The 4994-nt window shown below is 62.4% G+C and carries 7 protein-coding genes and 1 pseudogene; 5 read left to right on the forward strand and 3 right to left on the reverse strand.

The genetic code is table 11. The features are described 5' to 3' along the window. Window positions 1-33: 33 nt before the first annotated feature. The gene (locus HP499_RS20565; RefSeq protein ID WP_172325988.1) at window positions 34-999 is read right to left on the reverse strand and encodes an SDR family NAD(P)-dependent oxidoreductase; all 966 of its coding nucleotides are present in this window, start codon (window positions 997-999) and stop codon (window positions 34-36) included. Between the two features lie 139 nt (window positions 1000-1138). On the opposite strand from HP499_RS20565, the gene HP499_RS20570 reads away from it, so the two are divergent. From HP499_RS20570 to HP499_RS20585, 4 genes are all read left to right on the forward strand, one after another. Beyond that, on the forward strand, window positions 1139-1597 hold the full coding sequence (locus HP499_RS20570; protein ID WP_172325989.1) for a MarR family winged helix-turn-helix transcriptional regulator: 459 nt from the start codon (window positions 1139-1141) through the stop codon (window positions 1595-1597). Between the two features lie 106 nt (window positions 1598-1703). Further along, a complete protein-coding gene (locus HP499_RS20575; RefSeq protein ID WP_172325990.1) occupies window positions 1704-1925 on the forward strand; it encodes a hypothetical protein in 222 nt (73 codons plus the stop codon). 107 nt (window positions 1926-2032) lie between these two features. Further along, a complete protein-coding gene (locus HP499_RS20580) occupies window positions 2033-2905 on the forward strand; it encodes a glycosyltransferase family 2 protein (protein ID WP_172325991.1) in 873 nt (290 codons plus the stop codon). Window positions 2906-2946: 41 nt separating this feature from the next. After that, a complete protein-coding gene (locus HP499_RS20585; protein WP_172325992.1) occupies window positions 2947-3678 on the forward strand; it encodes a DUF72 domain-containing protein in 732 nt (243 codons plus the stop codon). Between the two features lie 46 nt (window positions 3679-3724). Here the strand turns inward: HP499_RS20585 and HP499_RS20590 are convergent, their stop codons facing one another. Then, window positions 3725-4189 (reverse strand): GatB/YqeY domain-containing protein, encoded by a 465-nt coding sequence (locus HP499_RS20590; protein ID WP_172325994.1) that lies wholly within the window; start codon window positions 4187-4189, stop codon window positions 3725-3727. A 275-nt stretch (window positions 4190-4464) separates the two neighbouring features. On the opposite strand from HP499_RS20590, the gene HP499_RS20595 reads away from it, so the two are divergent. Continuing rightward, on the forward strand, window positions 4465-4749 hold the full coding sequence (locus HP499_RS20595) for a DUF3040 domain-containing protein (protein ID WP_172325993.1): 285 nt from the start codon (window positions 4465-4467) through the stop codon (window positions 4747-4749). On the opposite strand, the pseudogene HP499_RS20600 reads toward HP499_RS20595, so the two are convergent. After that, a pseudogene (locus HP499_RS20600) lies at window positions 4735-4994 on the reverse strand (NADH dehydrogenase FAD-containing subunit); the annotation flags it as partial. The gene HP499_RS20595 and the pseudogene HP499_RS20600 overlap by 15 nt on opposite strands.

The raw sequence follows: 4994 nt of genomic DNA on the forward strand, positions 1-4994 counted from the left end.
CGTCGATGCCCAATTCGTAACGCTCAGCCATGATCAGCGCGCCTGAACCGGCACAGCCTTGGCAGGTACAGCCACCGGCTCGGGCTGGAGTTCCGCAGGCAGCGGCAGGAATTCCTCGCCGAAACTCTGCAAAGCCTCCGGGCCAAACAGTGAGCCTGCGTTCTCCTGTAGCGCCTCGTAGTCCCAGCCGCCCTCCCGGTACTCGGTGCTCGCCGGCGTCGGGTGCGTCCACACCTGCAGCCGGTCGCCTCCGGCGCCAATCGCCTGGCCGGTAATTCCGGCAGCCGCATCAGAGGCGAGGAAGGCAATCAGTCCTGCGACGTCGTCGGCCGTTCCGAACCCAAGATCATGGCGGAAGAAAGACGGCATCGCCTCACCACGCTCCTCCGCTTCGACGGCCTTCTGGAAATACGGGACCGTCTTGGTCATCGCCGTAGCGGCCACGGGGATCACGGCGTTCACCGTCACTGCGGCTTTCTTCATCTCCAACGCCCAGGTACGGACCATCCCAACGATCCCGGCCTTCGCCGCAGCGTAGTTGCCCTGCCCGAAGTTGCCGCGCTGGCCGGTGGGCGAACCGATGGTGATGATCCGGCCCGCGATGTTGTTTTCCTTGAAGTACGCAAACGCCTCACGGACACACGTGAACGTGCCCTTCAGGTGGACGTTGATGACGAGGTCAAAATCCTCGTCCGTCATCTTCAACAGGCTCTTATCCCGAAGGATCCCGGCGTTCGTCACCAGGATGTCCAGGCGGCCGAAAGCCTCCACAGCGCCGGCCACCAAAGCCTTGGCGGCATCCGTGGACCCTACCGGAACCACCACGGCGGCGGCCCGGCCGCCGTCGGCCTCAATCTGCGCGACTGCAGCAGCAGCGGTTTCGGTGTTCACGTCATTAATCACGACGGCGGCCCCCTGGCGGGCGAGTTCCTTGGCGTAAGCGAGTCCAAGACCCTGTCCACTCCCGGTGACGATTGCAACCTTGCCGTTCAAGCTCATGGCGTGCTCCTTCGCATGCAGTAACCGGCTGAAGCCGGTGGGGCCGATCCCACTGCGGCGTGAGATCCTTGTCATGATCAATGAGAATACGGATCATTGAAAAAGTCAACGATTGTTTTTCATTACTATTGGAGTTGTCATGGGACCGCAGAGTACCGAAGTGGAAATCCCGCGCCTGGCCGCGGCCAAAATCGGCAACGACGTGGGCCTGCTCCTGGCCAAACTGCATGCCACCGGCTCACTCCTGAACAACAAGGCGCTGGCTGACTACGGGTTGCGTGAGCGGTCCTTTTCCGTGCTAACCCTCGCCTGCAGTGGTCTGGAGCCCACCCAGCGTGAACTGGCCGATTTCCTCAGCCTGGACCCCAGCCAGGTGGTCAGCCTCGTGGACGACCTCGAACACCGCGGCCTGGTCAAACGCGCCCAGGGCAAGCAGGACCGGCGAGCCAAGATCATCGTCTCCACCGCCGAGGGCCGGCGGATCCACACCAAAGCGCGGGCCGGGCTCGAGGCCTGCGAGCAGACCCAGTTGGCGGCGCTGACGGATGAAGAAAATGTGCAGCTGCGCGCGCTCCTCAAGAAGGCGCTGTGGGGCTAGGGATCATGCTTCCGGACCCACCCATGGACATTTGCACAGCCGTTTGATGTGCTGGGAGGCATCTGTCCATACCGGTGCGTGGCCAGGTATGTCAGGATCAGGGATCATGGACTTCCCTCTCTTTCACGATCCCCTGCAGGGCGCCGTCACCGTTGACGCACCCGCCCGCGATCCCCAAATCCGCCGCCAAGCCCGAGCCACCCAGCGTTCCACCCGACCCGCAACCCATCGGCGGGAACAGCAAGCGGGAAGCATCAGGCAGCGTGAAGTAGCCAAGGTAGCCGAAGAACTCCGGGCCTTAATGAAAAGGTCAGTGGCCAACGGCTGATTTCCAAGCCAAAAAGGAGACGCTGGCAGCATAGATCCGGCCTGAAGGGGTATAGATAGGGGAAACCCTGCACAAACTATGCCGATCCTGCCTGCCGGAGGTGTGTTGTGAGCTGGAAGACTTCCAAGCGTTGGGCGGAGCCGGAGAACTCCCCCGAGACGGCCATCGTGGATGTACTCATCCCCACCTGCGACCGCCCTGCGGAGGCAGCTGTGACTTTGGCCGGTTTGGCGGCTCAATCCGAACCGACATTCAGGGTGGTGATGAGCGACCAGTCGAACGGCAGCCCTGACTGGGAACATCCCGCGGTTGCCGCCATGATCAGGCTGCTTGAAGCTCAGGGGCGGCAGGTCGAACTGTTCCGCCACCTCCCGCGGCAGGGCCTGGCCGAACACCGGCAATTCCTTTTGGATCAGTCCAATGCCAGGCAGTGCCTCTTTCTTGATGATGATATTTGGCTGGAACCAGGGGCCCTGGAGCGTTTAAGCCATGCCTTGGACATGCTGGGCTGCGGCTTTGTGGGCATGGCACCCCAGGGATTGTCCTACCTTGGGGACAGGAGGCCGGAGGAAACTGCAACCTTTGAACGCTGGCATGGGCCGGTCACGCCCGAACGCATCCGTCCGGGCACCCCTGCTTTTGACCGATGGCCACTCCACAATGCCGCAAACCTGAGCCACCTCAGCGCCGAGGTCCCCTTGCCGCCGGAAGGTTGGGTGCCATACCGTGTGGCGTGGCTTGGCGGGTGCATTCTCTACAACCGGCAGGCCTTGATCGATTCCGGTGGTTTCGCTTTTTGGCCAACCCTTCCCTCCAATCACGCCGGCGAGGATGTGGTGGCACAGTGGCAGGTCATGGAAAGGTTCGGAGGCGCAGGAATCCTGCCTTCCGGGGCCGTCCATCTCGAATCACCAACCACGGTTATTGACCGACACGTCGAGGCCTACGAAGCGGTGCTGGGCGTCAAGCACCACGGCTGATCCCCGCCTTTCACTTCCGGCCGTCAGCTAGTATCCACACCATGGGCATCCGCATCGGCACCTCGGGCTGGAGCTACGATCACTGGGAGAACGTGCTCTATCCCCCCGCCCTGCCTGCATCCAAGCGCCTGGACCACTACACGGCGCGATTCAGCACCGTGGAGCTGAATGCGAGTTTTTACCGTTGGCCCCGGGACACGACGTTCGCCGGCTGGCAGGAACGTCTTCCGGCCGGTTTTGCGATGTCGGTGAAGGCACCCCGCGGACTCACGCATGCGAAGAAGCTCTACAGCCCCGAGGTCTGGGTGGAAAGGATAACCCGCTGCTGGCATGAGCTTGGTGACAAGAGGGCTGTTCTGCTGGTGCAACTCCCGCCTGGTTTCGCACGTGACGATGCAAGGCTCGACTACTTCCTGGCAGCCCTGCCCCCTTGGGTCCGTGTCGCCGTCGAGTTCCGGCACGACACTTGGGACCACCCGGAGGTGTACGCGCTGCTTGAGCGGCACGGGGCCGCCTACTGCATCATGAGTGGCGCCAATCTGCCCTGCATCCTCCGCGCCACGGCACCGTTCGTGTACCTGCGGATGCACGGTCCGGACCATCAGCACCTGTACGCCGGCTCCTACTCCGATGCGGATCTTCGGTGGTGGGCGGACCGCATCCGGGAGTGGGACGGCTCCGGCAAGGACGTGTACGTCTATTTCAACAACGACGGCGGCGGTAACGCCGTGCGGAATGCTGACACTTTACGGTGGCTGCTGGGAGTCAACTGATGTCCCGCCCCCCGGGCAGGGCCTGTTGGCCCCGGGGGGCTAGTGGTCAGCCCAAGCGTCCGCGCACGATTTCACTGACCGTTTTGCCGTCAAAGCGCCCCGCGACCTTTGCTGTAACGGGCTTCATGACCGCTCCAATGGAACGCATGGAAAGCTCTTGCCCATCGGCCTTCAGCGCAGCGACGGCTTCATCCACAATGGCTTCCACTTCTTCGCGCGTCAGCGCCTTCGGGAGGTAAGCCTCGATGATCTCCGCTTCGGCCACCTCAGCCGCTGCCCGGTCGGACTCCCCGGCTTCGGTATAGATACGGGCCGTGTCGCGACGCTTGGCAGCCTCCTTCTGCAGCAGCGAGGTGACCTGTGCGTCGTCGAGCTCTACCGGCGTTTTACCTGATTTTTCACGGGTCGTGATCTCGCCCAGCACGTTGCGTACCGTGGTCAGGGCAACTTTGTTGCCCGCTTTCATGTGGTCAACTACGTCGGCTTTCAGGCGTTCTTTGAGCGTCACGATGTTTCTCCTTGTGTGGGGTTCCTCCTGCTATCTTCCCAGCTCGGCCGCGCGTCCGGGATTGGACACCGGAGCGGGGCCTCCAAGACACACCTTTACTCCCCGGCGCCCCTCGGGCGGAGTGCTTGGACGGCCTTGTCTGCCGCCGCCAAAATCATGCTTGCGAACTGGATAATAAGCATGCTTAGCTTATCGTGTCGCTGGAAAATGGGGCTTCCCGGGAAGCCAGCTGACCCGCCCATCGCACCAAAGAGCCGTGGCCCTTAGGAGGGACTCCCATGCCACTTTCAGAGAGGGAGCGCAAAGCCCTGGAACAGCTTGAGCGCGAGCTCTTCATCCAAGACCCCGAGCTGGCCCGGCAATTGGAATCAGGTGTCCCCGTTCGCGGTCCGGTTCAACCCCGCATCCGGGATGTCATGGCCGCCGCCGTCGGAGTCATGGTGATCCTGCTGGCCATTCCGTTTAACATATTTCCGCTGGCCCTGGCCGGCGTTCTCTTGACAGTCCACGCACTGTTGGCCCATCGCAGCTACAAAAACGAAGCTTCGTCAAGACTCCGGTGAAACCGCCGGGCCTGGTGGATCCTGTTCCGGCGGCTCCTTCTCAACTGGTCCGCTGACCACAACCTGCGCGGGACTGTGGAGGAGGTACCCATTGAGCCAGGAGAACAAGGCGCGGATCTTCTGTTGCAGTCCGGACAACAAGGCCAAGTGCACCAAGAGCCAGGACAGAAAGGCAAGGATGCCTTGCAACTGAAGGCGCTTGCGGCCCAACTCTGCCACTGCGGCGCCGCGGCCAACCATCGCCA

This window comes from Paenarthrobacter sp. CM16 (assembly GCF_013179505.1).
Classification (GTDB): domain Bacteria; phylum Actinomycetota; class Actinomycetes; order Actinomycetales; family Micrococcaceae; genus Arthrobacter.

Excerpts from the sequence above, each read along its gene's own strand:
- HP499_RS20565 (WP_172325988.1), bottom strand. The coding sequence starts at position 999 with ATGAGCTTGAACGGCAAGGTTGCAATCGTCACCGGGAGTGGACAGGGT.
- HP499_RS20570 (WP_172325989.1), top strand. The coding sequence starts at position 1,139 with ATGGGACCGCAGAGTACCGAAGTGGAAATCCCGCGCCTGGCCGCGGCC.
- HP499_RS20575 (WP_172325990.1), top strand. The coding sequence starts at position 1,704 with ATGGACTTCCCTCTCTTTCACGATCCCCTGCAGGGCGCCGTCACCGTT.
- HP499_RS20585 (WP_172325992.1), top strand. The coding sequence starts at position 2,947 with ATGGGCATCCGCATCGGCACCTCGGGCTGGAGCTACGATCACTGGGAG.
- HP499_RS20595 (WP_172325993.1), top strand. The coding sequence starts at position 4,465 with ATGCCACTTTCAGAGAGGGAGCGCAAAGCCCTGGAACAGCTTGAGCGC.